General features: G+C 66.9%; 29 protein-coding genes. 14 read left to right on the forward strand and 15 right to left on the reverse strand.

The genetic code is table 11. The features are described 5' to 3' along the window. Positions 1–27: 27 nt before the first annotated feature. The 4 genes from BR78_RS0111795 (at position 28) to msrB (ending at position 4,065) form a co-directional block, all read left to right on the forward strand. The gene (locus BR78_RS0111795; RefSeq protein ID WP_025560183.1) at positions 28–945 is read left to right on the forward strand and encodes an ABC transporter ATP-binding protein; all 918 of its coding nucleotides are present in this window, start codon (positions 28–30) and stop codon (positions 943–945) included. After that, positions 942–2,186, forward strand: a complete 1,245-nt coding sequence (locus BR78_RS0111800) for an ABC transporter permease (protein ID WP_025560182.1) — start codon at positions 942–944, stop codon at positions 2,184–2,186. Before BR78_RS0111795 ends, BR78_RS0111800 begins: the two co-directional genes overlap by 4 nt. 30 nt (positions 2,187–2,216) lie before the next feature. Continuing rightward, on the forward strand, positions 2,217–3,452 hold the full coding sequence (locus tag BR78_RS0111805) for a cytochrome P450 (protein ID WP_025560181.1): 1,236 nt from the start codon (positions 2,217–2,219) through the stop codon (positions 3,450–3,452). A 133-nt stretch (positions 3,453–3,585) separates the two neighbouring features. Then, a complete protein-coding gene (msrB, locus tag BR78_RS0111810) occupies positions 3,586–4,065 on the forward strand; it encodes a peptide-methionine (R)-S-oxide reductase MsrB (RefSeq protein WP_025560180.1) in 480 nt (159 codons plus the stop codon). Here msrB and BR78_RS0111815 read toward each other — a convergent pair. Next, positions 4,062–4,631 carry a CHAP domain-containing protein gene (locus BR78_RS0111815; protein ID WP_025560179.1) on the reverse strand — a complete coding sequence of 190 codons (570 nt, stop codon included), beginning with the start codon at positions 4,629–4,631 and terminating at the stop codon, positions 4,062–4,064. The genes msrB and BR78_RS0111815 overlap by 4 nt on opposite strands. Before the next feature lie 407 nt (positions 4,632–5,038). Here BR78_RS0111815 and BR78_RS0111820 point away from each other — a divergent pair, with 407 nt between their 5' ends. Continuing rightward, positions 5,039–5,590 carry a hypothetical protein gene (locus BR78_RS0111820; protein ID WP_025560178.1) on the forward strand — a complete coding sequence of 184 codons (552 nt, stop codon included), beginning with the start codon at positions 5,039–5,041 and terminating at the stop codon, positions 5,588–5,590. Between the two features lie 19 nt (positions 5,591–5,609). On the opposite strand, the gene BR78_RS0111825 is transcribed toward BR78_RS0111820, so the two are convergent. The 10 genes from BR78_RS0111825 to BR78_RS0111870 all read right to left on the reverse strand — a co-directional run bounded on the left by BR78_RS0111825 (position 5,610) and on the right by BR78_RS0111870 (position 16,035). Then, entirely contained in the window at positions 5,610–6,341 is a 732-nt protein-coding gene (locus BR78_RS0111825) for an extensin-like domain-containing protein (RefSeq protein WP_025560177.1), read from the reverse strand. Beyond that, a complete protein-coding gene (locus BR78_RS0111830) occupies positions 6,338–7,084 on the reverse strand; it encodes an NUDIX hydrolase (protein WP_025560176.1) in 747 nt (248 codons plus the stop codon). The genes BR78_RS0111825 and BR78_RS0111830 overlap by 4 nt, the downstream gene beginning before the upstream one ends. A 29-nt stretch (positions 7,085–7,113) precedes the next feature. After that, a complete protein-coding gene (locus BR78_RS0111835; RefSeq protein WP_029725106.1) occupies positions 7,114–8,130 on the reverse strand; it encodes an SMP-30/gluconolactonase/LRE family protein in 1,017 nt (338 codons plus the stop codon). A gap of 10 nt (positions 8,131–8,140) precedes the next feature. Then, positions 8,141–9,484: a GntT/GntP/DsdX family permease gene (locus tag BR78_RS0111840; RefSeq protein ID WP_025560173.1), complete on the reverse strand. Its 1,344-nt coding sequence runs from the start codon at positions 9,482–9,484 to the stop codon at positions 8,141–8,143. A 61-nt stretch (positions 9,485–9,545) separates the two neighbouring features. Continuing rightward, the gene (locus BR78_RS0111845; protein ID WP_025560172.1) at positions 9,546–10,661 is read right to left on the reverse strand and encodes a Gfo/Idh/MocA family protein; all 1,116 of its coding nucleotides are present in this window, start codon (positions 10,659–10,661) and stop codon (positions 9,546–9,548) included. A gap of 156 nt (positions 10,662–10,817) precedes the next feature. Further along, entirely contained in the window at positions 10,818–12,149 is a 1,332-nt protein-coding gene (locus BR78_RS0111850; RefSeq protein WP_029936534.1) for an ATP-binding protein, read from the reverse strand. Continuing rightward, entirely contained in the window at positions 12,146–12,868 is a 723-nt protein-coding gene (locus BR78_RS0111855; protein WP_025560170.1) for a response regulator, read from the reverse strand. Before BR78_RS0111855 ends, BR78_RS0111850 begins: the two co-directional genes overlap by 4 nt. 138 nt (positions 12,869–13,006) lie before the next feature. Next, the gene (locus BR78_RS0111860) at positions 13,007–13,372 is read right to left on the reverse strand and encodes a hypothetical protein (protein ID WP_025560169.1); all 366 of its coding nucleotides are present in this window, start codon (positions 13,370–13,372) and stop codon (positions 13,007–13,009) included. Between the two features lie 140 nt (positions 13,373–13,512). After that, positions 13,513–15,174 (reverse strand): DNA repair protein RecN, encoded by a 1,662-nt coding sequence (gene recN / locus BR78_RS0111865; protein ID WP_025560168.1) that lies wholly within the window; start codon positions 15,172–15,174, stop codon positions 13,513–13,515. 51 nt (positions 15,175–15,225) lie between these two features. After that, a complete protein-coding gene (locus tag BR78_RS0111870; protein ID WP_025560167.1) occupies positions 15,226–16,035 on the reverse strand; it encodes an outer membrane protein assembly factor BamD in 810 nt (269 codons plus the stop codon). A 168-nt stretch (positions 16,036–16,203) separates the two neighbouring features. Between BR78_RS0111870 and BR78_RS0111875 the strand changes: the two genes are divergently transcribed. Continuing rightward, complete coding sequence (locus tag BR78_RS0111875) at positions 16,204–17,028, forward strand: class I mannose-6-phosphate isomerase (protein ID WP_025560166.1); 825 nt, start codon at positions 16,204–16,206, stop codon at positions 17,026–17,028. A 117-nt stretch (positions 17,029–17,145) separates the two neighbouring features. Beyond that, entirely contained in the window at positions 17,146–17,697 is a 552-nt protein-coding gene (locus BR78_RS0111880; RefSeq protein ID WP_029724570.1) for a glycine zipper 2TM domain-containing protein, read from the forward strand. A gap of 434 nt (positions 17,698–18,131) precedes the next feature. Here the strand turns inward: BR78_RS0111880 and BR78_RS0111885 are convergent, their stop codons facing one another. Then, positions 18,132–18,359, reverse strand: coding sequence for a hypothetical protein (locus tag BR78_RS0111885; RefSeq protein ID WP_025560164.1), 228 nt, complete (start codon positions 18,357–18,359; stop codon positions 18,132–18,134). 120 nt (positions 18,360–18,479) lie between these two features. Here BR78_RS0111885 and BR78_RS0111890 point away from each other — a divergent pair, with 120 nt between their 5' ends. From BR78_RS0111890 to BR78_RS0111920, 7 genes are read left to right on the forward strand one after another with little or no spacing between them, the layout of a single operon-like run. Then, a complete protein-coding gene (locus tag BR78_RS0111890) occupies positions 18,480–19,214 on the forward strand; it encodes a hypothetical protein (RefSeq protein ID WP_025560163.1) in 735 nt (244 codons plus the stop codon). Between the two features lie 58 nt (positions 19,215–19,272). Then, positions 19,273–19,650, forward strand: a complete 378-nt coding sequence (gene crcB / locus BR78_RS0111895; RefSeq protein ID WP_025560162.1) for a fluoride efflux transporter CrcB — start codon at positions 19,273–19,275, stop codon at positions 19,648–19,650. Beyond that, on the forward strand, positions 19,647–20,738 hold the full coding sequence (locus BR78_RS0111900; protein WP_025560161.1) for an RluA family pseudouridine synthase: 1,092 nt from the start codon (positions 19,647–19,649) through the stop codon (positions 20,736–20,738). The genes crcB and BR78_RS0111900 overlap by 4 nt, the downstream gene beginning before the upstream one ends. A gap of 1 nt (position 20,739) precedes the next feature. Then, positions 20,740–21,339, forward strand: coding sequence for an FMN-binding negative transcriptional regulator (locus tag BR78_RS0111905; protein ID WP_029936535.1), 600 nt, complete (start codon positions 20,740–20,742; stop codon positions 21,337–21,339). Next, positions 21,336–21,995, forward strand: a complete 660-nt coding sequence (locus BR78_RS0111910; RefSeq protein ID WP_025560159.1) for an HAD-IA family hydrolase — start codon at positions 21,336–21,338, stop codon at positions 21,993–21,995. The genes BR78_RS0111905 and BR78_RS0111910 overlap by 4 nt, the downstream gene beginning before the upstream one ends. Next, positions 21,992–22,219, forward strand: a complete 228-nt coding sequence (locus BR78_RS0111915; protein WP_025560158.1) for a hypothetical protein — start codon at positions 21,992–21,994, stop codon at positions 22,217–22,219. The genes BR78_RS0111910 and BR78_RS0111915 overlap by 4 nt, the downstream gene beginning before the upstream one ends. Then, the gene (locus BR78_RS0111920) at positions 22,216–22,896 is read left to right on the forward strand and encodes an ATP12 family chaperone protein (RefSeq protein WP_029936536.1); all 681 of its coding nucleotides are present in this window, start codon (positions 22,216–22,218) and stop codon (positions 22,894–22,896) included. Before BR78_RS0111915 ends, BR78_RS0111920 begins: the two co-directional genes overlap by 4 nt. Positions 22,897–22,899: 3 nt before the next feature. On the opposite strand, the gene BR78_RS21745 is transcribed toward BR78_RS0111920, so the two are convergent. From BR78_RS21745 to BR78_RS20520, 3 genes are all read right to left on the reverse strand, one after another. Beyond that, entirely contained in the window at positions 22,900–23,076 is a 177-nt protein-coding gene (locus BR78_RS21745) for a hypothetical protein (RefSeq protein ID WP_156022308.1), read from the reverse strand. A gap of 59 nt (positions 23,077–23,135) precedes the next feature. Next, the gene (gene gmk, locus BR78_RS0111930; RefSeq protein WP_029724736.1) at positions 23,136–23,786 is read right to left on the reverse strand and encodes a guanylate kinase; all 651 of its coding nucleotides are present in this window, start codon (positions 23,784–23,786) and stop codon (positions 23,136–23,138) included. A gap of 62 nt (positions 23,787–23,848) precedes the next feature. Beyond that, positions 23,849–24,043: a hypothetical protein gene (locus BR78_RS20520; RefSeq protein WP_025495418.1), complete on the reverse strand. Its 195-nt coding sequence runs from the start codon at positions 24,041–24,043 to the stop codon at positions 23,849–23,851. Positions 24,044–24,084 lie beyond the last annotated feature (41 nt).

Below are 24,084 nucleotides of genomic sequence, written 5' to 3' on the forward strand. Positions count from 1 at the left end.
CCACGAAGCGCGAGGGAGGGCACCAATTTGAGCAGCGATCTGGCGGTAAGCGCCAACGGGCTCGTCAAACGCTTCGGCGATCGGCGCGCAGTGGACGGGGTCAGCATCGCAGTCCCCAAGGGACTGATCTATGGCGTGCTCGGCCCCAACGGCGCGGGCAAGACCACGACGCTGCGCATGCTGCTCGGGATCATCGAGCCCGAGGAAGGCGAGCGCATGCTGCTGGGGCACGACGCGCCGCGCAACGCGAGCGACCGGGTCGGCTACCTCCCCGAGGAGCGCGGGCTCTATCCCAACATGAAATGTCGTGAAGCCATCGCCTTCATGGGCGCACTGCGTGGGCTGCCGTGGAGCGTGGGGCGCAAGCGTGCAAGCGAGTTGCTCGAGGCAGCGGGGCTCGGCCACGCCGCCGACGACAAGATCCGCAAGCTCTCCAAGGGCATGGCGCAGCTGGTCCAATTGCTCGGATCGGTGGTGCACGAGCCCGAACTGCTGGTGCTCGACGAGCCCTTTTCGGGGCTCGACCCGGTCAACCAGGAGCGGCTCGAGAAACTGATCCGTGGCCAGCGCGACCGCGGCGCGACGATCCTGTTCTCGACCCATGTGATGGCGCATGCCGAAAGGCTGTGCGACCGGCTGTCGATCATCGCAGGAGGCGTGGTGAAGTTCGAAGGCACGGTGAACGAGGCCCGATCGATGCTGCCGCTCAAGGCGCATTACACGCCGCATCATCATGCCGACACCGCGGGCGCGCTGCTGCCCGCCGACGCCGAGCGCGAGAACGGGAGCTGGCGCTTCACGGTGCCGCCCGAGGGGATCGAGGCTTTGCTGGTGCGGCTGATCGACGCGGGTTACGGCATTTCCGGCCTGTCGATCGAGCGCCCGGGGCTGCACGACGCATTCGTCCGCATCGTCGGCCCCGAAGCGCTGGAGCAGGCGGCATGAAGTTCGGACGCTTGCTCCGCCAGGCGCTCACCGTGGCGCGCCGCGACTTCACCGCGACGGTGATGACCCCGACCTTCCTGCTGTTCCTGCTGAGCCCGCTCCTGATGATCGCATTCGCGACGGTAGGCAGCATGACCGCGAGCAGCGCGGCCGGCGGCGGCGAGGAACGGCAGCGTGTGGTGGTGATCGCCGCGCCCGACAAGGCCGATGAGATCGCCGCGGTCGATAAGCAATTGCGCCAGGTGTTCACTGTGCCGACGGCGCGGCCGGCGCTGCAGATCGAGGGCCCGGGCGACGACGTTCCGGCGCAGGCCCTCGCCTTGCTGGACAGCAGCCAATTCGACGTGGCGGCAGTGCTCTATGGTCCGCTCGATCGGCCGCAGATCCTGCGCAGGCCCTCGGGCTATGCCGAAGGAATATATCTGACGCAGCTTGCCGAACAGGCACTGCGTGCCGAACGCAGCGGCGGTGCGAAGCAATTGAGCAAGGCCAATGTCACCGAGGTTACCTCAGGCCAGGCGACGACCGGAGGGCGCAGCCAGGCAGCCTATTTTGCCGCCCTTGGCATCTTCTTCCTGACGTTGATGCTCTCTGGCCAGGCGGTTGGAGCGATGGCCGAGGAACGATCGAACAAGGTGATCGAAGTGCTTGCCGCGGCGATCCCGCTGGAAAGCGTGTTCTTCGGCAAATTGCTCGGCGCGTTCGGATCGGCGTTGCTGTTCGTCTGCTTCTGGGGGACGCTGATCGCACAATTGCCCAAGGTTGTGCCCGCGAGCTGGGCGGCCGAACTGGGTAATCTGAGCACCGCCGTCGGCCCGATCTTCCCCTTGCTGTTCGTCGTCTATTTCACCATGGCGTACATGCTGCAGAGCGCCGTGTTCCTCGGCGTCGGAGCGCTGGCGGGCACCCAGCGCGAGATCCAGATGCTGTCGCTGCCGATCACGATCTTCCAGTTCTCGATGCTCGGCTTCGCATCCTATGCCGCCGGCCATGCCGATAGCTGGGTGGCGCGGGCGGCGGAAATCTTCCCTTTCAGCTCGCCCCTGGCGATGGCAGCGCATGCGGCGAATTCGCCGGCTCTGTGGCCGCACGCAGTGGCGCTGGTCTGGCAGATGCTGTGGGTGGCAATTACCGTGACGGTCGCGGCGCGGCTCTTCCGGCGCGGCGTGCTCAAGTCGGGCGGGCCGAAGCGCAGCAAGCGGCAGGCCGAGCGACCCGCTATTGACATTAGTGTCAGTTAAGGTTCTCCTCCCCCGTAAAGGAGAGGCAGAATGGCTACGCTTGCGACTGAGTCGAGCCCGGAAAAGGCCGTCGATCCGCTCGATGTGAGTCGCGCCGAACTGTACCGCGACGATGTCTGGCAGGCGCCGTTCCGCGAGTTGCGCGAGAAAGCCCCGGTATATTATACCGAGCATAGCGCCTTCGGCCCCTATTGGTCCGTCTCGTCGTACAAGCCGATCGTCCAGGTCGAATCGCTGCCCGACCTCTACTCGTCCGAAGCGGGCGGAATCACCATCGCCGATCTGCAGGAAGGCGACATCAAGATGCCGATGTTCATCGCTATGGACCGGCCCAAGCACACTGGCCAGCGGCGGACGGTCGCGCCGGCGTTCACGCCCTCCGAGATGGTGCGGATGAACGAGAATATCCGCACGCGCAGCGCCGAGATCCTCGATTCGCTGCCGGTGGGCAAGGAATTCGACTGGGTCGACACCGTCTCGATCGAGCTGACCACCCAGATGCTGGCGATCCTGTTCGACTTCCCGTGGGAAGAGCGGCGGTTGCTGACCTATTGGTCCGACTGGGCAGGCGATATCGAGATCGCCAAGGACCCGGTGCGCAAGGACCAAAGGCGGACGATCCTGTTCGAATGCGCCGCTTATTTCGGCAATCTCTGGCAGGGGAAGATGGGCAAGGAGCCGACCCCGGACCTCATCTCGATGATGATCCATTCGGACGCGATGAGCCACATGGATCAGATGGAGTTCCTCGGGAACCTGATCCTGCTGATCGTCGGCGGCAACGACACGACGCGCAATTCGATGAGCGCTTATGCCTGGGGCCTCGAGCAGTTTCCCGACGAGCGCGCGAAGCTCGAAGCCAATCCGGCGCTGATCCCCAATGCAGTGCAGGAGATCATCCGCTGGCAGACGCCGCTTGCCCATATGCGCCGCACTGCCACCCAGGACAGCGAGCTGGAAGGGCGGCAAATTCGCGCGGGCGACAAATTGGCGCTCTGGTATCTCTCGGCCAATCGCGACGAGAGCGTGTTTCCCAATGCCGACAAGATCATCGTCGATCGCGAGAATGCGCGGCGGCATCTGGCGTTCGGGCACGGCATCCATCGCTGCGTCGGCGCGCGGCTGGCGGAATTGCAGATCGGCATCCTGCTCGAGGAGATGGCGAAAAGGAGGCTACGCGTGAACGTCCTCCACGAACCCGAGCGCGTGGCCGCATGCTTCGTCCACGGCTACAAGAAGATGCCGGTGGAGCTGAGCAGGTACTAACTAAATCCTTCTCCCCTTGTGGGAGAAGGAAGGGGCCCGCTCGCGCAGCGAGTGGGAAGGATGAGGGGGATTGAGGCTCCCACAAGGGGAGAGGGAGATTGGAAAATCGCTCGCTCGATCCCACATCCACCCTATGCAGACCAACCGCCGCAACCTCCTCGTCGTCGCCGGGCTCGGCGCGATCACCGCCGCTTGTGGCGTGCCCGCCGAAGCGGCGCAGCGCTTTTCCTTCACGCTCACCGATGCCGAATGGAAGAAAAGGCTGAGCCCGGCCGCCTATCGGACGCTGCGCCAGGGCGCGACCGAGTTTCCGGGGACGAGCCCCCTCAACCGTGAGCATCGCGCGGGGACATTCTCTTGTGCGGGATGCGCGCTGCCGCTGTTCGCTTCTTCGACCAAGTTCGACAGCGGTACGGGCTGGCCGAGCTTCACTGCGGCCTTGCCCAATGCAGTGATAACGAAGAGCGACCGGACCCTGGGGATGACGCGGACCGAAGTCTTGTGCCGGCGCTGCGGCGGGTATCTCGGCCATGTCTTCGACGATGGACCGCAGCCGACGGGCAAGCGCTATTGCATGAACGGCGTAGCGCTGACGTTTACGCCCAAAGCCTAGTTGGCGACGGTCTCGAGCTTGAGATCGCTGAGATCGAGGTTCAGCGAGGCGACGACGATCGGATCGGCCTTCTTCGCCATCTGGGGCGCAGCAAACGTGTCCGGTGCACCGTCCGAATAGATGAAGCCGTTGATCGGATAGGTCGAGGTTCCGAGGTCACCGAGCGGAGCGAACCAGACGCGGACTTCGCTCCAGTCGCCGGCTGCCGAGACGTCGACGGCGCGGACGTTACGCTCGATGCCGCCGCGGCGCGACCAGTTCGCATGCGTGAGCAGCACTTCGCGGTCGCTGACGATTTCCGAAACCATCGCGACATGCCCGAAGGGGTTCCTCGCGGTCTTCTTGAACGACATCACCGCGCCGACCTTGGGGGTATCGCCGCGCTCGTAGCGGCCGGCGGCCTGGCTCCACCAGGTCCAGGCATTGCCGTGGATATCCACGCCGGAGACCTGGCGGGCATAAGGCGCACACTGCAGATAGGCGCTCTTCGCCTGGGCGGGCACCGAAGCCATCAGGGCGCAGAACGCCGTCAGCGCAAAACGCGCTGCGAGAACACGAAACTTCATAGACCCCCCGGTCAGGAATCAAGCTGTTGATTGTTGCTAACCGCAACATAGGACGGCGGTACAGCCCTGCGGCCCGCCGATCCGACGAACCGTTGCGACGAACCGACGGATTGAAGGAACCAGCCAAAAAACCGCGGAAAACAGCGGCTTTGGCTCGCTTCAAAGATTTATACTTTCTTAATCCCAGGCCCCTTTTGGGCATGGGCTCCGTAAAAGCCCCATTGTTGCGCAAGAGCATCAGCTTGCAACTTTTCCCCAAGTGAGACTGCGATTCGTCGCAGCATTGTTGCGCCGCAACACCTTTTCGATTCCTATAATGAACGGGAGCCAACGGCTGATTAAGCGGCGCGTTAACCATTCTGTCGCATGATCGCCGTCGGGGATTGAGTGGGGTGGGAGTTAAGGTGATGGCATCGAGAATGAAGCCGGCCGAAGGCGCCATGACGTTGGCCGAAATGAAAGAATTCGCGGGGTTCAGCGCATCGACGCAGCGTTATGTCCGCCGCGCGCTCGACATCGGGCTCGAGCGCGAGGACGCCCTGGAGCGCTGGTCGCGCGACATAGTGGAAGCCGCGAGCATCCGCGCCCAGGCGCACATGTACGAGCGCATCCCCGAACTGCGTGCGCTGATGCCCGACGACAGCGATCTCGGTTCGATCGAGCCGTTCATGGCGCCGCTGGTGACCGTATCGGCATTCGATCTCGGCCAGGGGCGGCTGACGACCTTCTCGGCCTATCGCTTCCTCTATGAGCGGCTGATCGGCGCCGAGGTCCGGCCTTGGCTCCCCTCGGCCTTCTGCTCGGCCGCGGCGCTGCCGCATCTGCACCCGGACCTGCGCCGGAAACTGCTCCAGTCGATCAGCGAAGCGGCAGCGACTGCCTCGGGCTGGTCGAACCGCCAGCCGGCCTTCTTCCCGCAATGGGTGGAAAAGGTCGACGCGGCGGCATTGCCGAACTGATCTTCGCGCGGGCCTGCCCTCACCGGCAGGTCCGCCATCCCATTTCCCCGCGTGTCGCCTGGTCGAGGTGCAAATGATCGCGGTGCGCCGCGTTGTAATCGGGCGACAATACCGTCGAGAACAATTTGCATCCCCCGGTGCGCACCTCGCGCAAAAACGCGGCCTTTTCTCCGCCCCCCTCCCAATCGCCGAGCACGCGGACATGCGTGCCGTCCGACAGCCTGAAGCCGGCAATGTCGATCGCGTCGGCAGTGGCGTGCTCGCTCCAGTCGCCCGCGCTGCGGCCGTAGATGCGCCGGCACGAATAGCTGCCGAGATGCTCGATCCGCTCGACCCGCGCGCCGAAATGCTTCTGCGCGGCGGGCTGGAGGACATTCCACTCCCACATCGCCAGCGCGGCCGCCACCGGGCATGAAACGCCGAGCCGTGCCGGACTGAACTCGATCTTCTGGGTGCCGCCGGGGGCGAAGCGCAGCGCATCCGCATAGCCGCATTTGTCGCCCGATTGGACGGTCGGCAGGATCGCGTAGCGCACCCCCGCCGACTGGAGCAGCGCGCGGCATTCGGCGAAATTGTCGGTGAGGCCGGCAAGCTTGCGCCCGGTAAAGGCACCGATCGGCTGGCCGAGATCGAGCCGCGTCCAGGGCAGGTCCTGCGGACGGTTTCGCACCAGCGCATAGATCGTGAAGAAGAGCCCCAGCAGCACCGCGAAGGCGAAGACAGCGAGGATCGCCTGGCGGATCGTCCTCATGCCCGGATCGCTCGCGCGAGTGGCTCCGAAGTGACCGGATAGCCTAGATCGTCGGGAATGCAGAGATGATCGCCGTCGTCACGCGTCTCGATCCACGGCGTGACGATACGCACCGGGTGCGCGCGGGCGTCAGCCACGGCGTCGGCGAAGCTGGCGAACAGCGCCAGCCGCTCGAGGTTGCGCCGTGTCGGAAAAATGATCGTCGCCCCGCCGCGGTCGGCCGCGTCCAGCACTGCGCGCGCCGAGGCCCAGAAGACGCGGACATTTTCGTTGCCGTCGACCACCGGCTCGGCGCCTTGCGGCGCGCGGGCGAGATAGAAGCGCGTGTCGAACAGCTTGTGGTGAACCCCGGCAGGCAGCCAGCGCGCGAACGGAACCAAAACATCCAGATCGAGCGCGCCGCCGACTTCGTCGAGCAGTGTCCCCATCGCCTCGCCGGCATAAAGGCGGCGCTGGAGATCGGGGATCGTCGCGACCGGCACCGTCACGCCGACCGCGACGCAGGCTTCCTCGATCGTCTCGCGCACCGCGGCGATCCGCGCGGCGAGGTCTTCGGGGTCGCCGTCCAGCGTCATCGCCAGCACATGATCGCCCGGATCGACGCGCCCGCCGGGGAACACCAAAGCGCCGCCCGCGAACGACATCGCCCGCGCGCGCTCGACGATCAGCAATTCGGGCGGACCATCGGCGGTCTCGCGCATCACGATCACGGTGGCCGCGGGAATCGCCTCGGGTTCGGACATTCACCCGATCTAGGCGGCGATCCCCGGCTCTACCAGCCCGCGCTCTTGAGCCGGACGCGCGCGAGCGTGTCGCTCGAGGTGAGGAACAGGGTCCTGCCATCCTCGCCGAACGCGCAATTGGCGGTGGCCTTGCCGGTGGCGATCAGGCCCAGCGCCTTGCCCTCGGGCGAGAGGACATAGATGCCGCCGGGTCCGCTGGCGAACAGCCGGCCGGCCTTGTCGACCTCGAGCCCGTCGGGCATCCCCGGCAGCTTGCGGCTGAGCGGTTCGCTGAAATCGTGGAAGACGGTCGGCGCGGCGCGCGGCATGCCGTCGGCGCCCAGCGGATAGGCCAGGATCTGCGGCCGCGCCTCGTCCGACATCGCGACGTAGAGCGTGGTCTTTTTGGGGCAGAGGCCGATGCCGTTGGGGCGCTTCAGCGTATCGTCGATCACTCGGACCTTGCCGTCACGATCGAGCCGGAACACGCCGTTGAACGCCAGTTCCTTGAGCGGCGACGTGTCGCCTTCGGTCAGGCCGTAAGGCGGATCGGTGAAATAGATCGCGCCGTCCCGCCCGAACGCGACATCGTTGCAGCTGTTGAAGCGCTTGCCCTCATAGCGATCGGCGAGGATCGTGCGGCGTTTGGTGGCAAGGTCGAGCGCGGCGATCGCGCGGGTTCCCGAATCGGCGATGATCAGCCGCCCCTGCGCATCGACTCCGAGGCCGTTCGATCCCGCCTCGCGAATGCCGGCCGGGATCGGCCCGACCAGTCCCGACGGATTCAGGAACGGCGTGATGCCCTCGCTTTGCTTCCAGCGATAGGCGATGTTGGCGGGGACATCCGAGAAGAGCAGATAGCCGCCTTCTTTCACCCAGACCGGGCCTTCGGTCCATCTATAGCCGGTCCCCAGCACTTCGATCTGCGCATTCACGTCGATCACGGCGTCGAGGCCGGGATCGAACCGAGTGATGCTGCCGATGGTTTCGCCGCGTGCGAGCGCAGGCACGAAGGGGAGTGCCGCCATTCCGGCGAGCGCCGTGCGGCGCGTGATGGAGTTGGTCATGTCCCTCTCTTTACACGAATGGCCAGATCAGCAGCGCGATTCCGAAGCTGGTGAGGCCGGCGATCGTGGCGCCGATCGTCCAGCTGCGGAAGGTCTGCGCCTCGGTCAGCCCCAGATATTGCTTCACCAGCCAGAAGCCGGTGTCGTTGACGTGGCTGGCGATCGTGGCGCCGCCGCCGATAGCGACGGTCACCAGCGCGATCCGGCTGGGGCTGAGCGCCGCCGCGGTGATCAGCGGCCCGGCGAGGCCCGCGGCGGTGACCATCGCGACGGTGGCCGAGCCTTGCGCGATGCGGACGAATGCCGCGAGCAGGAAGGCGAAGACCGGCACTGAGACCTGTGCCGCGGTGACCAGGGCAGTGATCTGCTGCCCCGCCCCCGATTCGATCAGCACTTCCTTATACGCCGCACCCGCGCCGATGATCAGCACCATCAGACCGGCGGGTTCGAGCGCCCGGGTCATGATGCGCGAGAGCGTCGCCCAGGGCGCGCCTTCGCGCACGCGGAGCCAGCCGGTCACCGACAATGCGGCGAGCATCAGCGCAGTGAAGGGGTGACCCAAGAAGAGCAGGAAGGTCTTGGCCGGGCCCGGCGCCATCGCCTGCCCTGCCACTGCCGCGATCAGGATCAAGGCGAGCGGGAACAGCATCGCGAGCAACGCCGGCAGGAAGCCGATCGGGTTGGTCTGGGGAGCGCCTTCGTCGAGCATCGGCGGCGGCACCTGGTCGCCGAAACCGGGCGCGCCATGGAACATTTTCGCAAAGATCGGCCCGGCGAGGAGTGCCGAGGGAATTCCGCAGATCAGGCCGTAGAAGGCAAGCAGCCCGTAATCGGTGTGGATCAGCTCCGCCACCGCCACCGGGCCCGGATGCGGCGGCAGCAAGGCGTGCATCGTCATCAGCCCGGCCATCAAAGGCAGGGCGAAATAGGTCACCCGGCGCTCGGCCCGGATCGCCAGCGTGGCGAGCAAGGGCGCGAGGATGATGAAGGCCACGTCGAAGAACAGGGGCACGCCGACGACGATGCCCACCGCCGTCAGCGCCCAGGGCACCCGCTTCTCGCCGAACAGATCGAGCAGGCGGTGTGCGATGGCGTTGACGCCGCCGCTCGCCTCGAGCAGCCCGCCGAGCACTGCGCCCAGCCCGATCACCACCGCGACGAAGCCGAGCGCCTCGCCCGTGCCCTTGCGGATCGCGGCGATCACCGACTGGGGCTCGCCGCCGAATGCCAGCCCAGTGACCAATGCCACCAGCAGCAGGACGAGGAACGGCTGCAGCTTGAAGCGCAGGACGAGGACGATCACTGCTGCGATGCTCGCGGCAACGATCGTCAGGGTGTACCAGGGTTCGGGCATCAGGCGATCTCCACGCGGGCTTCGATGACGGTGGCGGTGAGAAGCTGCCTTCGATCCGCCTTCACGCCTTGGCCACCCGGATCGCCTTGCCTTCGCGCGCCGAGCGATAGATCGCCTCGATCAGCCGCATGTCCCGGAGACCTTCCTCGCCCGCGACGATCGGCTGGCGGCCGCTCATCGCGCATTCGGCGAGGTGATCGAGCTGCGCCACGAACTGGTTCTTGGCCGGCTCCGGCAAGGTCACCTGCTCGGGCCTGCCGTACTTGCGGGTCCACATCTGGTGCCCTTCATAGGGCGTCGCGGGCTCCATCCCCACCCAGCCATCGACTCCGGTGGCACGCCAGGCATTGTGGTTGGAGCTGTAGCTCGACACGCACGCGGCCAGCGCGCCCGAGGGGAAGCGCATCTGCCAGTCGATCCGATCCTCGACAGTGCGGAAGCGCGGATCGTTCCGATCGGTCGATTCCATCGCGCTGACTTCGATCGGCTCCTCGCCCGAGAGGTAGCGCGCGGCGTTGAGGCTGTAGATGCCGATGTCCATCATCGATCCGCCGCCCGACAAAGGCCGGTCGAGCCGCCACTGATTGGGCCGGATGGTGAAGCCGTGCTCGGAGGTGATCAGCCGCGGGCGGCCGATGAAGCCGTTCTTCACCAGCTCGATGCCGTGGCGGTTATACGGCTCGAAATGGGAGCGGTAGCCGATCATCAGCTTGCGATCCGCCTTCTTCGCGGCGGCGATCATCGCCTCGCATTCGGCCGCGGAGACCGCCATCGGCTTCTCGCAGAGCACATGCTTGCCGGCCTGGCTGGCGCGAATCGAATATTCGGCATGCAGCGAATTGGGCAGCACGACGTAGACGAGATCGATGTCGGGATTATCGCGGATGCTGTCGTAATTGGCGTAATTGTAGCGATGCGTCTTCGGGATGCCGTATTCGGTGCCGTAGCGCTCGAGCTTCTCTGGGGTGCCGCTGACCAGTGCGGAGAGCCGGGCGAATTCGCAGTCCTTCAGCCGCGGCATGATCTGGTTGGTGGCGTAACTGCCCAGCCCGACAATCGCATAGCCGAGCTTGCGCTTGGGGGGCTGCTGCGCCCAACCGCATGCCGGCAGCGTCGCCGCCAGCAATGCCGCGCTCGAACCGGTCAGGATCTCGCGGCGGCTCTGTCCGTTGCCCATCATCCTCTCCTCTCGCACTGCCCGGGCCAGCCCGATCGCTCGATCACGTCTCACGCGTGAATCGATCTGCCGCCGGCAAGCGTTAGCGCTATCATGATGACGGCAGGGGGCGAAAGGCCCTCGTGGTCGTATGCCGGCCGAAGAGAAGCCCTCGCGCTAAACCGGCAGGCGCACGGTCGCGATCAGCCCGCCGCCCGGGCGGTTGGCGAGCTCGACATCGCCGCCATGCGCGCGCGCCACCGCCCGTGCGCTGGGCAAGCCGAGCCCGACGCCGCCCGTGTCCCGGTTACGCGATCGCTCACCGCGAAAGAACGGTTCGAAGACGTGATCGAGATCCTCGGGTGGAATGCCGGGGCCGCGATCGCGCACTTCGAGTACGGCATGACCGTCGATCCGATCCAGCGAGACTTCGGCGCCGCCGGCATATTTGACTGCGTTCATCACGAGATTGGTCACCAGCGCCTTGATTGCGGCGGGATTGGCGTCGAGCACCACGGTTTCCCCCGGCGCGAGGGTCACTGCTTCCCCGCGATCGGCGAGATCGTCGACCACCGTCTCGGTCAGCGACCGCAGGTCGAGCGGACGCCGCACCGGCTTCTCGCTCGTCTCGCGGACATAAGCCAGCGCGGTCGAGACCAGACCTTGCATGTCGCGAATGTCGCTCTCACACGCCCGACGCAGATCGTCGGGCGCGGTTTCGAGCCTGAGTCCGAGCCGCATCAGCGGGGTACGCAGATCGTGCGCCACCGCGCTGATCACCGTGGTGCGATCGTCGACATAGCGATTGAGCCGTGCCTGCATCGTGTTGAACGCCGCCGCAGCCTCGGCGATCTCGCCCGGCCCTTTCAGTTCGAGCGGCGGCGCGCGCGGATCGCGTCCCAGCCTCTCGGCGGCAGCCGCGAAGGCGCGGATCGGCTTGGCGAAACGATGCGCGAGGGCCCAGGCGAAGGGCGCGACGGCCAGCGCGGAGACGATGAGCCACAGGAACACGAACCAGCGCCACGGCTCGAAGACCTCCACAGGCTCCACCTGGAGCCACTGCCCGTCGGGCTGACGCCATGCCGCCGAGAAGCCGCCGATGATGATGACGTTGCGCGCCACCGCGGGGCTGATCGGCGAGGGACGCGGCACGGCGGAGCGTTCGAACACGCGCTCACGCTGGAGGAAGAGTGGGGGGAAACGGATCCGCACTTTGTCGGCCGACGTGCCGAGCGCGGTTGCCAGCGCCGCCCCGATCCGCTCGCTACGCGGATTCCATGGCACGGGCTGCACCTCCGCGACGCGCTCGACCTGCAGTTCGCTTCCCGGATCGCGGCCCTGCTTCATGGTCTGTACGATATTATCGATGGTGTAGAGCTTTGCCGACGGGGCTTGCGCCGCGATCAGCAGCGCGAGGTTCATCAGCTGAACCACGGCGACGCAGACCAGCATCAGCACGAAGATACGCAGGAACAGCGGCGATCGGGCCGCGCCCCCGGCTGGGATCATGCGCGCACGACTCGCGGCACGAACAAATAGCCTTCGTTGCGGACGGTGCGAATGATCTCGTCGGCGCCGGAGCGCAGCTTGCGCCGCAGGCGGCTGACCTGCACGTCGATCGCACGGTCATAGGCGTCCGAATCGGGGCCGCGCGCCGCCTGGAGCAAGGCCTCGCGCGAGAGCACGCGCCGTGGCCGCTCGATGAACACGCGCAGCACTGCGAACTCGCCGTCGGTGAGCCCGACCAGCACGCCGTTCGGATCGAACAGCTCGTGGCTGCCGAGATCGATCCGCCAGCCATCGAACATATAGACTTCGCTCACCAGCGCACAGGTCGTCCCGCGCTTGCGGAGCGCCGCGCGCACCGTGGCGAGGATCTCGCGCGGGCTGCACGGCTTGGGCAGATAATGGCCGGCGCCGACTTCGAGTCCGAGAATGCGATCCTGTTCCTCGCCGAGCGCGCTCAGCAGGATGACCTCAGGCCCATCGCGCTTTGCGACGCGACGGCAGGCGGACAGGCCGTCCTCGCCCGGCATCATGATGTCGAGGATCACGCAATCGACCGAAGTGCGCGCAAGCACTTCGTCCATGCCCTGCGCATCGGCAGCAGTCTCGACGCGAAAGCCGCGCGCGCCGAGGCTGTTCGCGAGCAGGTGGCGAATGTCGTGATCGTCGTCGACGACGAGCAGCGTCGCGGAATCGGTCTGGGGTTGGGAGGCGGCGTACATGGCGACCTTGTACAGAGAATGTGTCTGAATTACTGCCCTAATTTTTCTTTGGGCGCAAATGCATGGCGGGCATGGGCCGTGTAGAACGGGCCCCGTCATCGCTGGCGGAGCCCGTCATGGTCTTTCGGCCAAAGCCGCTTATCGGCCGCGATATCCCTGGCGATCATGTTTCTCGATGCGGATCCGCGCCGAGAGCGCATCGAAGCGGCGATCAAGGTCGCGGCGCTCGGCGAGCGTCAGGCCGGGGCGGGTCGCACGATAGCGCGCCTCGAGGCGACCTAGATCGCGGAGCTGCGCACGGAGCCGGACGGCCTCGGCGCGGGTGAGCGAACCCGAACGGATGCCCTGATTGATGCGGGCGTCGAGCTTCGCCTGGCGCGCATTGATGCTCTGCCAGCCACCCTGATAGCTCGCGAAATGCGGCGCAGGCGCCGCAATGGCAGCGCCGGGGACAGAAGCGGCGGCAATGCCGAGGCCGGCAAGAACGAGCGAGAATTTCTTCATGTTACTCTCCTTTTGCAACAGGACCGCGGCTGCGGTCGAAGAGCGTTATGAAATGCCCCTGTCGCGGGAGTGTCCCACCGCCCGGCTTTTTGTGTCGCATTTTGTCACAGGTGCGAAAGGAGCGTTCAGGTTCACTCCGCTCAGGCGGCGAGCAGACGCTCCGCCTGGGCGCGGGCTTCAGGCGTGATCTCGGCGCCCGAGAGCATCCGCGCGATCTCCTCGCGGCGCTGCGTAGCATCGAGCGGCGTGACATCGGTCCGCGTGACGAAGCCGTCATGGCTCTTGGCGATCAGCAGATGCCGCGCCCCCCGCGCCGCCACCTGCGGGCTGTGCGTCACGACGAGGACCTGCGCGCTCGACGAGAGTCGCGCGAGCCGCTCGCCGATCGCGCTCGCGACCGCGCCGCCGACGCCGCGATCGATCTCGTCGAAGATCAGCGTCGCCGCGCCACCCTCTTCGGCGAGCGCGACCTTCAATGCGAGGATGAAGCGCGACAGTTCGCCGCCGCTGGCGATCTTGATCAGCGGCGCGAAGGGCGCGCCGGGGTTGGTCGAGACCTCGAACTCGACACGGTCCATGCCGGCGGTCGACCATTGCGGCGCGTCGAGCTGCTCGACCACGGTGCGGAAGCGCGCAGTGTCGAGCTTCAGGGGCTTGAGCTCGGTTTCGACTGCAGCATCGAGACGCGCCGCCGCCTCGGCCCGCGCAGCCGACAGCGCCCGCGCGGCGTCGCGATAAGTGCGATGCGCCTCCTCCACCGCGAGTTCGAGCCGGGCGATACCGGCACCACCGCTCTCGACGCGTTCGAGCCGTGCGGCCAGTTCCTCCAGCAGCGCCGGCAACTCGTCTGGCTGGACGCGATGCTTGCGTGCGATGCCACGCAGCTCGAACAATCGGGCTTCGTCGGCCTCCAGCGCAGCGGGATCGAAGGCCAGCGCCTCGGCGGCGATATCGATCCGTTCCTGCGCCTCCGCACCCTCGGTGATCGCGCGATCGATCGCGGCGAGCGCCTCGCCGAGCGCATCATGGCTCTCGGCGATCCGTTCGAGCACACGCGCGGCCTGGCGGAGCTGGCTGAGCCCACCCTCGGATCCTTCGAGCAATTGCGCGATCGTCTGAAGCTCGCCCGCGACCTTCTCGCCGCGCTGCATCGTCGCGCGACGCCCGGCGAGCTGCTCTTCCTCGCCCACTTCAGGAGCAAGCGCGCGGAGCTCGGTTACGGCGTGATCGAGCCATTCGCGGTCGCGCTCGGCGAGGTCTTGCTCGGCCCGCGCGACGGCAAGGGCGTCCTCCGCCTCGCGCCACGTACGGTGCGCCACGGCGACGGGACCGATGTCGAGCCGCCCGAAGCTGTCGAGCAAGGTCCGGTGGCCGCGCGGATTGAGCAGGCCGCGATCGTCGTGCTGGCCGTGGATCTCGACCAGATGCGGCGCGAGCTCGCGAAGCAGCCCGGCAGAGGCGGGCTGATCGTTGACGAAGGCGCGGCTGCCGCCGTCGGACTTGACGATGCGGCGCACGAGCAACGGCTCTCCCGGCTCCAGATCGAGCCCGTTCTGCGCCATCGCATTGGCGATCGCGCCGCCCGGCAGCGGAGTCTCGAAGCTGGCGGTGACGACCGCCTGCGTCGCCCCCTGGCGCACCAGCCCGCTCTCGCCGCGCGCGCCGAGCGCGAGCCCCAATGCATCGAGCAGGATCGATTTCCCTGCGCCGGTCTCGCCGGTCAGCACGCCCAGACCGATGCCGAACTCCAGGTCCAGCGCCTCGATCAGGACGACATCGCGGATGGAAAGCGCCGTCAGCATGCGCGGCGCCTTATTGCAGGAACGGAGGAAGAACGGAAGCCGCCGCGGGCATCAGCTCGCGGCGGGATTCTGCGCCTTGGCGAGCTTGTCCTGATTCTTCTGCATCAGGTCATACGCGCGCTTGTACCAGTCGGTACCCGGATAATTGGCACCGAGCACCGCCGCGGCCTTCTGCGCTTCCATCGGCACGCCGAGCGCAAGATACGCCTCGGTCAGCCGCAGCAGCGCCTCGGGCACGTGCGTGGTCATCTGGTAATTGTCGACGACGTTGCGGAAGCGCGTCGTCGCGGCGAGCCATTGGCCGCGGCCTTCGTAGAAGCGGCCGATCTCCATTTCCTTGCCCGCAAGGTGATCGCGGACGAGATCCATCTTGAGGCGCGCATCGGCGGCATAGCGGGTATTGGGATAGCGGCGGGTCAGCTCACCGAGCGAATCGAGCGCCTGCTGGGTGATCTTCTGGTCGCGCGTGACGTCGGCGATCTGCTCGTAATAGCTGAGACCGATCAGATAATAGGCATAAGGCGCGTCGCGATTGCCCGGATGGACCGCGAGGAAGCGCTGCGCCGAAGCGATCGACTCCGAATAATCCTGGTTCAGATAATAGCTGAACGCGCCCATCAGCTGCGCGCGGCGCGCCCAGACCGAATAGGGATGCTGGCGCTCGACTTCGTCGAACAATGCGGCGGCGAGCTTGTACTGGCGCTGATCGAGCCGCTGCTTGCCCGCCGAATAGAGCGTGCCGACGTCGCGCGCGACATAGGGAAGGTCGGTCTTCGCGCCCCGCTTGGCGCAGCCTGCGACCGAGAAGGCAAGCACCGGAACGAGGGCGAGCGCGAACGCGCGAGCAAGGGGAGTACGCATATATGGGGGTCTTAGCCGAGCGGTGGGGCGTCAAACAATCCTTTTCGCGGCGCGATTGTGTCATAGGCCGCGGCGGCCGGTGCGGCGGGCGCTTTTTTCGCGGGACCTTCTCCCGCATGGGCGCGTTGCGCTGGTCATTGCGCATCCGAGTATCGGGAAGGAAATTGAGTGACTGCGACGCTTCTCGCCACGCACCGTGTTGAAAAGCCCTGGGGACGCCACACTTTGTGGCCGGGCTTCGCCGATCCGGCGCCCGATCAGGAGCCAGTGGGCGAGATCTGGTTCCAGACGCCCGGCAACGCCGCGCCCGACCTGCTGATCAAATATCTCTTCACCAGCGAGAAATTGTCTGTGCAGGTCCACCCGAACGACGAACAGGCGCGCGCACGCGGATTGCCGCGCGGCAAGGACGAATGCTGGGTGATCCTCGACGCCGAACCCGATTCGACGATCGCGCTGGGGACGAAGGAGCCGGTCGACCGCGAGACGCTGCGCGCCGCGGCGCTCGACGGATCGATCGAGGACCTGCTCGACTGGAAGCCGGTCAAGGCGGGCGACTTCTTCTATTCTGCGTCGGGCACGGTCCACGCGATCGGCGCGGGGATCACGCTGGTCGAAGTGCAGCAGAACAGCGAGACGACCTATCGGCTCTACGATTATGGCCGCCCGCGCGAGCTGCATCTGGAGGACGGCGTCGCCGTATCGGACCCGGTGCCCTATGTGCCGCATCCGATGCCGGGCAAGGTCGCGGACGACCGCGAGATACTGGTCGAAGGGCCCAAATTCGTGCTCGAGCGCTGGCAAGGCGGGCGCCGCGTCTTCACCCTGCCCGCGGGCGTTACCGGCTGGCTGATTCCGCTCGCGGGCGAAGGTGTGGTCGACGGAGTCGCGTTTCACGCCGGGGAATGCGTGACGCTGGAGGGTGAATGCGACCTCCATGCCGAAACGGGAAGCGACCTGCTTTTCGCCTATCCGGGCGCGCGGCGTTTCTGAGCGGGGCGCCACATGGCCCTGACATGAACGCGAGGTAGTTTTGCGTTCACGCAACTCGCCTGCAGGTCGGCACGTTGGTTCGGCACCATAATTAGATAAAAACAGGAGAGCCGAACCATGCGTGTTCTTTTTGCAGCGGCCATTGCCGCCGTCGCGCTTCCGGCCGTTCCGGCCATGGCGCAGACGCCCCGCCAGGAATATCGCGAAAACGTGCGCGACGTGCAGCGCGACTGCAACCGCGAGCTGCGCCGTGCCGACAGCCGCCGCGAATATGATCGCGAGATGCGCGAATGCCGCCGGGAAATGCGGCAGGCGCAGCGCGAATATCGCCGCGACAGCCGCGATTGGCGCCAATATCGCAACTACGACTATAACCGCCTGCCCCGCGGCACGAACGCTTATTATGCCGATCAATATTATCGCGACGGCCGCTATTATCAGGAGCGCCGCCTGAGCCGGAACGACCGGATCTATCGCGGTAACGACGGCCGTTATTATTGCCGCCGCTCGGACGGCACGACCGGCCTGATCGTCGGCGGCGTCGCCGGCGGTTTCCTCGGCAACGCGCTGTCGAACGGCCGCAATGCCACGCTCGGCACGCTGCTCGGCGCAGCCGCCGGCGCTGCGCTGGGCTCGTCGGTCGATCGCGGCCAGGTCCGCTGCCGCTAACGCCTTTGCCACGCAGGCAGGAGAGGGCTCGGTGCTTCGGCACCGGGCCCTTTTCGTTGCGGCGGACAAGGGCGGGCAGCGCGAAAGGTTAGTAAAGGTTAGGCGAAAAACGCTTTCTCGCGGGTATCACTGCCGGCAATGTCAAAGAGCGGCCGGCAAGGCCGACCGCCCGAGGCAAGCAGACGAAATCCTACATTGCAAGAGCCGCCGGTCAGGAAGTGGATTGCGGACGTTTGCTTCTCAATCCTCCCCCGCCAGGGGGAGGTGGCATGCGCAGCATGACGGAGGGGGCGGAAGCAGGTCGCTCTAGCTGAAGTTACGTCGCCCACCTCCCCCTCCGACGCCTTCGGCGCCACCTCCCCCTGGCGGGGGAGGATAAGGCAACGTCCGCACCTGGGTCGAAAGCGGATGACCGCTTCGGGAACCGTGCGTTCCTAGATCAGGCCGCCGGTGAGGAAGAGCCGCACGCCGCTGATCAGCAGCACCAGCAGATTGAGGTTCCTGCCCGTATTGTGGCTGGAGAGCATGCCGATCACCGCGCCGACGAGCGCGATCGGGAAGGCGATCCAGTTCAGCATCGGCACCAGCGGGAACGGAATCACGCCGACCAGCGCGAAGAGCATCGCGAACAGGCCGATCAGGATGGAGACGAGGTTCAGCATGCCGCGAACATGGGGACGGCCAGGTGTGTTGGCAAGCTAAAGCGCATCGCGCCGCTTTCCCAAGCTTTCCTTAACCTTGCTGCGGCATGACGAGGACGCCCAAAGGAGCGCCTTTTCGCAATGTTCCGCACCATCGGTTTCATCCTGTTCGTCTTCCTGCCGCTGGCGCTTGCCGGCTGTGGTGGCGCGGACATGGCCAACAATACGCTGAGCGATGCCGAACTGGGCAATGCCGCCGATCCGGCGCTGACCGGCGCATTGCAGGACCAGATCATGGTCGATCCGCAGCTCGGCGGTCAGGCCAACGGCGACGCGATCCGTCCGCCCAGCCAGCCTTATTCGGGCGGCGTTCCCGACGACGCGGTCGCCGCCAACGGCAGCAAGGTCGACACTGCCGGGCTGCTCAAGACCCCTGCCCCGGTCAGCGGCAAGGAATGCCCCCAGTGCGCCGCGGCCCGCGAATCGGTGACGCTCGCCGGGATCGCCGCGCGCCAGACCAACGCGCGGACCAAAGCCTGTGCAGGCTCGCTCAAATATTCGGCGAGCTGGGCGCAGCGCCTTCCGGCCGACCTGCCGCTCTATCCGCAGGCACGCGTGACCGAGGCTGCGGGCGCCCCGGGAAATTGCGCGCTGCGCGTCGTCAGCTTCTCCGCCGCGCAGCCGATGCAGATCCTGCTCGACTGGTATTACACCAAGGCAGTCCGCGCCGGGTACAGCGCCGAGCATCAGGTGGACGGCGCACAGCACATCCTCGGCGGCGCGCGCGCACGCGACGACGGCGCCTATGTATTGTTCATGACCCCCCGCAAGGACGGCGGCACCGACGTGGACCTGGTCGCCAATAACGGGGTCTGAAACGCCGCGCGCGAACAGCGCGGTTCCCCTGACGGGCATTCCGCGCTACCGGCGCATCATGCCTTCTCTTCTCCTCGTCATGCTCGGCGGCGCGTTCGGCGCCGGCGGCCGACATCTCGTCGGCCGTGCGACGCTCAGCCTGCTCGGCCCGAACTATCCCTGGGGCACGCTCGCCGTGAACCTGCTCGGCGGACTCGCCATGGGCCTGCTCGCCGGCGGCCTCGTCCGGTTCGGCGAGAATGGCGAGCAATGGCGGCTGCTGCTCGGGGTCGGCGTGCTCGGCGGCTTCACGACCTTCTCGGCATTCTCGCTCGACGTGATGAACATGCTTCAGCGCGGCGATTGGGCGATGGGCCTCGGCTATGTCCTCGCCTCGGTGATCGGCGCGGTCGCGGCGCTAGCACTGGGACTCGGCATCGCGAGGGCAGTGGCATGAGCACCGACGTCCGCCAGTTCGTGGTCGCCGCCGATGACGACGGGATCCGGCTCGATCGCTGGTTCAAGCGGCATCTGCCCGACACCAGCTTCAACATCGTCTCGCGCTGGGCCCGCACCGGCCAGCTCCGCGTCGACGGCGCGCGCGCCGACCCGAGCGACCGCGTCGCCACCGGCCAGATGATCCGCGTGCCCCCGGCCGAGCCGGTCAAGGCGAGCGCGGCGAAGCCCAAATCGAACCGCCCGCCGCTCAGCGACGACCAGATCGCCTTCGCGCGCGAGATGGTGATCCACAAGGATTCGCAGGCGATCGTGCTCAACAAGCCGCCGGGCCTCGCGACGCAGGGCGGCACCAAGACCTTCGAGCATGTCGACGGGCTGCTCGACGCGCTCCAGTTCGAGGCCGAGGGGCGCCCCAAATTGGTCCACCGGCTCGACAAGGACACCAGCGGCGCATTGCTGCTGGCGCGCACCAGCCGCGCCGCCGCCTTTTTCTCCAAGCATTTCTCGGGCCGCAGCGCGAAGAAGCTCTATTGGGCGCTCGTCATGGGCGTGCCCGAGATCGAGGACGGGCTGATCGAGCTGCCGATCGGCAAGCAGCCGGGCACCGGCGGCGAGAAGATGCAGGTCGACATGAAGGAAGGCGCGCCCAGCCGCACCCGCTACCGCGTGATCGAGCAGGCGGGCAACCGCACCGCCTGGGTCGAGCTCCAGCCGCTCACCGGGCGCACCCACCAATTGCGCGTCCACATGGCGGCGATCGGCCATCCGATCGTCGGCGACGGCAAATACGGGCTGCAGGAAGCGTTCCTGAGCGGCGGCATCTCGCGAAAGATGCATCTGCACGCTCGGCGCATCCGGATCGATCACCCGGATGAGGGCAAGATCGACGTCACTGCCGAGCTGCCGAAGCATTTTGCCGAATCGATGCACACGCTCGGCTTCGACCTGGCGCTGGGCAACACCGACGCGCTCGACGATCGCCCTCCCCTCAGCCGCGAGCAGAAAAAGGGCCTCGCGCGGGCGCATGCCAAGTCGGTGCGCAAGGAACGGCGGGGCGAGCGGCGCGGCCGCGGCCAGAAGGACTGACATGCACCCCAATCCGGCTTTTCGCTGGGAGGACCGCGAGGCGATGCGGGGCTTCGTCGCGCAGCTCGGCTTCGGCAGCCTGTTCACCGCCACGCCCGACGGGCCGCGCGTCGCGCATGTGCCGGTGGTATGGCTCGACGATGCGACCCTCGGCCTCCACGTCGCGCGCGGCAATGGCATCGCCCGCCACCTCGACGGCGCGACCGGGCTGTTCACTGCGCATGGGCCCGACGCCTATGTCAGCCCCGACTGGTACGGTCTCGGCCCCGATCAGGTGCCGACCTGGAATTATGTCGCCGTCGAACTCGAAGGCCGGCTGGTGAAGATGGACTGCGACGCGCTGGTCGCGCAGGTCGACGCGCTCAGTCACGAGCAGGAGGCTCGGCTCGCGCCCAAGCCCGAATGGACGCGCGCCAAGGTCGATCCTGCGCTGATCGAGAAGATGCTCGGCGCGATCATCGGCTTCCGGCTCGAGGTGCAGGCGTGGCGCGGCACCCGGAAGCTCGGCCAGAACAAGCCCGAGACCGCCCGCCTCGCCGCCGCCGACGCGCTCGACGCGCAGGGCCGCCGCGCCATCGCGCACTGGATGCGGAACCCGTGAACCGCCTCGCGCTCTTCGATTGCGACGGCACGCTCGTCGACAGCCAGGCCAATATCTGCCGGGCGATGGAGGAATGCTTCGCCACGTCGCGGCTCGATCCGCCGCCGCGCGAGGCGATCCGGCGGATCGTCGGGCTGAGCCTGGTGCCGGCGATCGCCCAGTTGCTGCCCGAGGCCGAGGCGCGGCAGCACGAGGCGATGGCCGAGGATTACAAGCGCGCCTTCTTCGCGATGCGAGCGAGCGGTGCGCTCGATCCCGAGCCGCTGTTCGACGGCGTCGCCGACGCGATCGAGACGTTGGACGCCAATGGCTGGCTGCTCGGCGTCGCCACCGGCAAGTCCGATCGCGGGCTCAGGCACATCCTCGAGCATCACGGCCTCTACGATCGCTTCGTCACGCTCCAAACCGCCGATCGCCACCCCTCCAAGCCGCACCCGTCGATGATCGAGACGGCGATGGCCGAGGCGGGCGCTTCGCCGGAAACCACCGCGATGATCGGCGACACCAGCTTCGACATCCTGATGGCGCGCGCGGCGGGTGCGCATGCAGTAGGTGTTGCATGGGGCTACCACACCATGCATGAATTGCTGCAGGCGGGCGCCGGCCATGTCGTCGATCATGCGGCCGCGCTGCCCGCGCATCTGGAGGCCCTATGACCGATGCCGACCGCCTTGCGCAGAAGCGCTATTACATGATCGTCGGAGTCAATTTGCTCGCGACTGCGGGCGCCGTGCTCGGGCTGCTCGTCGCCGGGCGCTCGAACAGCTGGGGAGGCAGCGTGCTCGGCGGCGCGACCCTGCTTTCCTCGCTCTACTTCATGGCCGTGGTGCCGCGCGCGATGGCGCGCCGCTGGCGGACCCCGAAGCCGGAGCAGCCGTGAGGCGATTCTGGAAGGACGTGACGGTCGAGCCCGGCAACGGCATCGCGCTCGACGGCAAGCCGGTGCGCACGCCCGGCCGCGCGCCGCTCGCGTTGCCGACGCCGCAATTGGCCGAGGCGGTGGCCGCGGAATGGCGCACGGTGGGCGAGACGATCGATCCGCGCGCGATGCCGCTGACCGGGCTGGCCAACGCCGCGATCGACCGGATCGCCGCCGATCCCGCCGCCTTCGCCGCGGGGCTCGCGGCCTATGGCGAGAGCGACCTGCTTTATTACCGCGCCGAGGACCCGCCCGAGCTGGTCGCGCGCCAGGAAGCGGCGTGGGACCCGCTGCTGGAGTGGGCGCGCGGGCGCTACGACGTACATTTCGAGCCGACCACCGGCGTGATGCACCGCGCCCAGCCCGAGGCGACCGTGGCCCGGCTCAGCGAGGCGGTGGCTGCGCTCGATCCGTTCCGGCTGGCGGGGCTTTCACCGCTGGTGACAGTCAGCGGGTCGCTGATCGCCGCGCTGGCGCTACTCGAAGGCGCTGCCGACCGCGAGACGGTGTGGCGCGCGGCCCAGATCGACGAGGACTGGCAGGCCGAGCAATGGGGCGAGGACGACCTCGCGACGCGGGCGCGGGATGCGCACCGCGCCGATTTCGAAGCCGGCGCGCGGTTCCTCGACCTGCTCTAGCGCTTACTTCGGCGTTTCGACCTTGACGTCGGCGTCGACCTTCTTGGTGCCGCCGTTGAGCAGTCCCTGCCCGAACAGGAAATAGGCCACCACCAGGATCGCAATGATGCCGACCACCACGGCAATCACGGTGCCCGCACCGCCGCCGCTTTCGACTACGGTCGTCTTGTCGTCCGCCATGTCACGTCCTCCCATCGTTGTCGGGAGGTAACCGGTCACGAAACCCAAGGTTCCTTGCGCTACTTGTTCAGCCCGCGGATGAACCCGATCAGCCCCGTCTGCCGCGAGCGCCGCAGCCGCTCTGCCTTGACGATGGTGTGCACCGACTCGAAGCACTCCTCCACGTCGTCGTTGACCAGCACATAATCATAGCCGTCCCAGTGGCTGACCTCGGCGGTGGCGCGGGCCATGCGGGCGTCGATCACCTCGACCGAATCGGTCGCGCGGCGGATCAGGCGCTCGTGCAGTTCCTTGAGCGACGGCGGCAGGATGAAGGCGCGGACGACGTCGCCGCCGGCGAGCTGGAACAATTGCTGCGCGCCCTGCCAGTCGATGTCGAACAGCACGTCGCGGCCCGCGGCGAGGATCTTGTTCACGCCTTCGCGCGGCGTGCCGTAGCGCTGGTCGAAGACGTGCGCCCATTCCAGAAATTCGTTGTTGGCGACCATCTCGCGGAACTTCTCGAGGTCGACGAAATGATAGTCGACGCCGTCGACTTCGCCCGGGCGCATCGGCCGCGTGGTGTACGACACCGACATTTCGAGGAACGGATCCGCCGCGAGCAGCTTCCGGGCGATCGTCGACTTGCCCGCACCCGAAGGCGACGAAAGGACGAAGAGGACGCCGCGACGGCGGAATTTGTGCGGATCGTTCTCGGTGCGATGGGGCATGGGCGCTACTGGCGTGCGGACTCGCCCCCCGTCAAGTCAGAGCGTCACGTCGGAGCACCGGCCTAGACGGGCGGGTTCGAGCCCTGCGACAGCTTGTAGGCGCCATATGCCACCGCGCCGAGCACCAGCGCGGCGGGCACGATCCGCTTGGTCGCCTTCCAGGTGAGCACGCCTGCGATCGCGCCGAGCGTGCCGCCCTTGCCGTCGCGGCGGTCGATCCTGTTGCCGATCCAGCCTGCAATTGCGTCACCGATCATCGGATACTCCCTCGCTTACATGAGTCGAGGGGTAAGCGGTT

It is taken from the genome of Sphingomonas sp. UNC305MFCol5.2 (genome assembly GCF_000712135.1).
Lineage (GTDB): Bacteria > Pseudomonadota > Alphaproteobacteria > Sphingomonadales > Sphingomonadaceae > Sphingomonas.

Excerpts from the sequence above, each read along its gene's own strand:
- BR78_RS0111820 (WP_025560178.1), top strand. The coding sequence starts at position 5,039 with ATGGCATCGAGAATGAAGCCGGCCGAAGGCGCCATGACGTTGGCCGAA.
- BR78_RS0111815 (WP_025560179.1), bottom strand. The coding sequence starts at position 4,631 with ATGAAGTTTCGTGTTCTCGCAGCGCGTTTTGCGCTGACGGCGTTCTGC.
- crcB (WP_025560162.1), top strand. The coding sequence starts at position 19,273 with ATGCCTTCTCTTCTCCTCGTCATGCTCGGCGGCGCGTTCGGCGCCGGC.
- BR78_RS0111885 (WP_025560164.1), bottom strand. The coding sequence starts at position 18,359 with ATGCTGAACCTCGTCTCCATCCTGATCGGCCTGTTCGCGATGCTCTTC.
- BR78_RS0111860 (WP_025560169.1), bottom strand. The coding sequence starts at position 13,372 with ATGAAGAAATTCTCGCTCGTTCTTGCCGGCCTCGGCATTGCCGCCGCT.
- recN (WP_025560168.1), bottom strand. The coding sequence starts at position 15,174 with ATGCTGACGGCGCTTTCCATCCGCGATGTCGTCCTGATCGAGGCGCTG.
- BR78_RS0111900 (WP_025560161.1), top strand. The coding sequence starts at position 19,647 with ATGAGCACCGACGTCCGCCAGTTCGTGGTCGCCGCCGATGACGACGGG.
- BR78_RS0111880 (WP_029724570.1), top strand. The coding sequence starts at position 17,146 with ATGCGTGTTCTTTTTGCAGCGGCCATTGCCGCCGTCGCGCTTCCGGCC.
- BR78_RS0111840 (WP_025560173.1), bottom strand. The coding sequence starts at position 9,484 with ATGCCCGAACCCTGGTACACCCTGACGATCGTTGCCGCGAGCATCGCA.
- BR78_RS0111835 (WP_029725106.1), bottom strand. The coding sequence starts at position 8,130 with ATGACCAACTCCATCACGCGCCGCACGGCGCTCGCCGGAATGGCGGCA.
- BR78_RS0111850 (WP_029936534.1), bottom strand. The coding sequence starts at position 12,149 with ATGATCCCAGCCGGGGGCGCGGCCCGATCGCCGCTGTTCCTGCGTATC.
- BR78_RS0111870 (WP_025560167.1), bottom strand. The coding sequence starts at position 16,035 with ATGCGTACTCCCCTTGCTCGCGCGTTCGCGCTCGCCCTCGTTCCGGTG.
- BR78_RS0111855 (WP_025560170.1), bottom strand. The coding sequence starts at position 12,868 with ATGTACGCCGCCTCCCAACCCCAGACCGATTCCGCGACGCTGCTCGTC.
- BR78_RS0111825 (WP_025560177.1), bottom strand. The coding sequence starts at position 6,341 with ATGAGGACGATCCGCCAGGCGATCCTCGCTGTCTTCGCCTTCGCGGTG.
- BR78_RS21745 (WP_156022308.1), bottom strand. The coding sequence starts at position 23,076 with ATGGCGGACGACAAGACGACCGTAGTCGAAAGCGGCGGCGGTGCGGGC.
- BR78_RS0111805 (WP_025560181.1), top strand. The coding sequence starts at position 2,217 with ATGGCTACGCTTGCGACTGAGTCGAGCCCGGAAAAGGCCGTCGATCCG.
- msrB (WP_025560180.1), top strand. The coding sequence starts at position 3,586 with ATGCAGACCAACCGCCGCAACCTCCTCGTCGTCGCCGGGCTCGGCGCG.
- BR78_RS0111890 (WP_025560163.1), top strand. The coding sequence starts at position 18,480 with ATGTTCCGCACCATCGGTTTCATCCTGTTCGTCTTCCTGCCGCTGGCG.
- BR78_RS20520 (WP_025495418.1), bottom strand. The coding sequence starts at position 24,043 with ATGATCGGTGACGCAATTGCAGGCTGGATCGGCAACAGGATCGACCGC.
- BR78_RS0111800 (WP_025560182.1), top strand. The coding sequence starts at position 942 with ATGAAGTTCGGACGCTTGCTCCGCCAGGCGCTCACCGTGGCGCGCCGC.
- BR78_RS0111915 (WP_025560158.1), top strand. The coding sequence starts at position 21,992 with ATGACCGATGCCGACCGCCTTGCGCAGAAGCGCTATTACATGATCGTC.
- BR78_RS0111845 (WP_025560172.1), bottom strand. The coding sequence starts at position 10,661 with ATGGGCAACGGACAGAGCCGCCGCGAGATCCTGACCGGTTCGAGCGCG.
- gmk (WP_029724736.1), bottom strand. The coding sequence starts at position 23,786 with ATGCCCCATCGCACCGAGAACGATCCGCACAAATTCCGCCGTCGCGGC.
- BR78_RS0111905 (WP_029936535.1), top strand. The coding sequence starts at position 20,740 with ATGCACCCCAATCCGGCTTTTCGCTGGGAGGACCGCGAGGCGATGCGG.
- BR78_RS0111830 (WP_025560176.1), bottom strand. The coding sequence starts at position 7,084 with ATGTCCGAACCCGAGGCGATTCCCGCGGCCACCGTGATCGTGATGCGC.